This window comes from Streptomyces sp. HSW2009 (genome assembly GCF_040240285.1).
Classification (GTDB): domain Bacteria; phylum Actinomycetota; class Actinomycetes; order Streptomycetales; family Streptomycetaceae; genus Streptomyces.
Genome location: NZ_JBEHZD010000793.1, coordinates 1 through 2,742 on the forward strand (window position 1 = coordinate 1; position 2,742 = coordinate 2,742).

At 74.6% G+C, this 2,742-nt stretch carries 2 protein-coding genes and 1 pseudogene; all 3 read right to left on the minus strand.

Translation table 11 applies throughout. The annotated features are described in order from the left end of the window. A pseudogene (locus tag AAHZ94_RS32210) lies at positions 1-606 on the minus strand (hypothetical protein); the annotation flags it as partial. Between the two features lie 45 nt (positions 607-651). After that, positions 652-1,569 carry a methylenetetrahydrofolate reductase [NAD(P)H] gene (gene metF, locus AAHZ94_RS32215; RefSeq protein WP_349997251.1) on the minus strand — a complete coding sequence of 306 codons (918 nt, stop codon included), beginning with the start codon at positions 1,567-1,569 and terminating at the stop codon, positions 652-654. Positions 1,570-1,920: 351 nt separating this feature from the next. Further along, positions 1,921-2,592 carry a thiamine phosphate synthase gene (thiE, locus tag AAHZ94_RS32220; protein WP_349997252.1) on the minus strand — a complete coding sequence of 224 codons (672 nt, stop codon included), beginning with the start codon at positions 2,590-2,592 and terminating at the stop codon, positions 1,921-1,923. Positions 2,593-2,742: the final 150 nt, after the last annotated feature.

Consider the following 2,742-nt stretch of genomic DNA (forward strand, 5'->3'; position numbering starts at 1 on the left):
GGCGGCGTCGTGGCCCGCGTAGGCCGCGTACGCCGGGTGGCCCGTGCCGTCGTCACCAGCCGGGGCCTGGTCGCCCGCCGTCCCGTACCCGGCGTCCGGCGCGTTGGCGGGCGGGGCGACGCCGGGGCCGAGGCCGTAGATGCCGTAGCCGTCGGTGTCGTCGGGCAGCGGCTCGGGCTGGTAGGTGGGCACCGGGGCCGGGGCGGTCTCGGGCGGCGGCGGTGTCGCCCCGTCGGCCTGGAGGTCGGAGACCCGCAGCGTGGGTTCGGAGACCTCGGCGGCGGCGCCGCGGCGGCGCTTGCTGCCGGCGGCCCCGCGCCCGGTGGACGCCCGCCCGCCGGCGCCGTTCGCGGGGCGGCGCAGTGCCCAACCGGTGGCGAAGCCGCGCCGGAAGGAGAGCGTGACGTAGGTCTGGCCGACCGCGAAGGCCGCCGCGCCCGCCGCGATCACCAGGACCGACGGCAGGACGACGCCGACCACCACGCCGAGGAAGCCGCCGAAGGCCAGCAGCCGCCAGCGCAACCGCGCCTTGTACTGGAGCAGCACCTCGCCGAGCAGCCACAGTGCGACGACGCCGAACGCGCAGTAGAGGACCGCCCAGCCCATGTACGCCCCTCCCGTCCGGCCGTCAGGTTGCGGCCGTCGCGACTGTCAGGGGCGTCGGTGCAGCCCCAGGTTCTCGTAGATTTCCAGCGTGGCCGTGGAGTGGTTCAGGGTGATGAAGTGCAGCCCGGGGATCTCCTCGGCCATCAACCGCGCGCACAACTCGGTGGCGTAGTCGATTCCGATTGAGCGTACAGCCGCCGGATCGTCCTTGACCGCCAGGATGCGCGAGGCGAGTTCGGGCGGGAAGGCGGCGTTGCTCAACTGGGCGAAGCGCTCGATCTGCCGGACGTTGGTGACGGGCATGATCTCCGGAATGATCGGCGTCGGGCAACCCGCCGCCGCCACCCGGTCGCGCAGCCGCAGGTAGTCCTCCGGGTAGAAGAACATCTGGGTGATCGCGAAGTCGGCGCCCGCGCGGCACTTGTCGATGAAGTGCCCGATGTCGGTTTCCCAGTCCGTCGAGCGCGGGTGCATCTCGGGGAATGCCGCGACGCCGACGCAGAAGTCGCCCGACTCCTTGATCAGCTCGACGAGTTCGGCGGCGTAGGTCACGCCCTGCGGGTGGCGCACCCACTCGCCCATCGGGTCGCCGGGCGGGTCGCCGCGGACCGCGAGCATGTTGCGGATGCCCGCGTCGGCGTACTGGCCGATCACGTTGCGGAGTTCACCGAGCGAGTGGTTGACCGCGGTGAGGTGGGCGACGGGGGTCAGCGTGGTGTCGGTGGCGATCCGCTCCGTCGCCCGCACGGTGCCCTCACGCGAGGAACCGCCGGCGCCGTACGTCACGGAGACGAAGGTGGGGGCCACGGCCTCGATGCGGCGGATGGCGTTCCACAGGGTCCGCTCGCCCTTCTCCGTTTTCGGGGCCGCGAACTCGAACGAGTACGACTGTTCACCGGACGCGAGGAGGTCACGTACGGTGCGAGCGCGGTCGGTCCGGGTGGACGCTGTGCCTAGGGCCATACCAGCAGGTTATCCAGGCAGCCGGCGACGCCCCAACCTTCCGTTGCGATATGCCCGATTAGCACCGTTCGTTGTCCAGGTTTCGGACAGTGCGGCTGGCGCGTGGGAGCGCCCGCGTGTACCGCACGGACGGCTCTGAGCAGCGCCGGAAGCCGGTGGTTGACCCGCGGTGGGGCGACGAGCTGCGTACGGAACGCGCCGTCCCCGGCGTGCGGCCGAGGGGGCCCGTGACTCTCCTGAGACGCTCGCCACACCTCGCCCGTCCGGGGCCCGCTCCGACCTCCCGGCTGCGGCCCCGGCTCCGAGCCCGCCCCGATCCCGAGCCCCGTCCCAGCTCTGGCCTTCGGGCGGCTACGCCGACCGTTCGCGTATCCGCCGGGCGAGGTCCGCGGTCGCCGCCGCCGGGTCGGTGGCCTCGGTGAGGGCGCGCACCACCACGACCCGGCGGGCGCCGGCGTCGAGCACCTGGTCCAGGTTGGTGGCGTCGATGCCACCGATGGCGAACCAGGGCCGGTCGGCGTCGAGCGAGGCCGCGTACCGCACCAGGGAGAGTCCGGGGGCGGGGCGGCCCGGCTTGGTCGGGGTGGGCCAGCAGGGGCCGGTGCAGTAGTAGTCCACGCCGGGCTCGACGGATGCCGCCCTGGCCTCCGCCTCGGCGTGGGTCGACCGCCCGATCAGCACCTCGTCGCCGAGGATCGCCCGGGCGGTCGGCACCGGCAGGTCGCCCTGGCCCAGGTGCAGCACGTCGGCGCCGGACGCGGTCCTGGTGCCGCGGGCGGCGAAGGCGACGTCCGCCCGGTCGTTGACGGCGAGCAGCTTGCCGTGCCGGCGACAGGCGTCGGCGAAGACCGCGAGGTGGTCGAGCTCCTCGGCCGCCTCCAGGCCCTTGTCCCGCAACTGCACGACGTCCACCCCGGCGGCGAGCACCGCATCGAGGAATTCCGGCAGGTCACCCTGGCGTTTGCGGGCGTCCGTGCACAGATAGAGCCGGGCGTCGGCAAGTTGCTGGCGTGCGGTGGCCATGGGTCGGCCTCCCCCAAGTTCGGCGGGGGGGGGGGGGGGGGGGGGGGGGGGGGGGGGCCGGCCCCCCGCCCCCCCCCCCCGCGGGGCGGGGGGGCGGGGGCGCGGGGCGGGGGGGGGGCGCGCCGGGCGGGCCGGCGCGCCGCCGCGCGC

What these genes read in the sequence shown, in the direction of transcription:
- metF (WP_349997251.1), bottom strand. Translation starts at nt 1,569, where the DNA reads ATGGCCCTAGGCACAGCGTCCACCCGGACCGACCGCGCTCGCACCGTA.
- thiE (WP_349997252.1), bottom strand. Translation starts at nt 2,592, where the DNA reads ATGGCCACCGCACGCCAGCAACTTGCCGACGCCCGGCTCTATCTGTGC.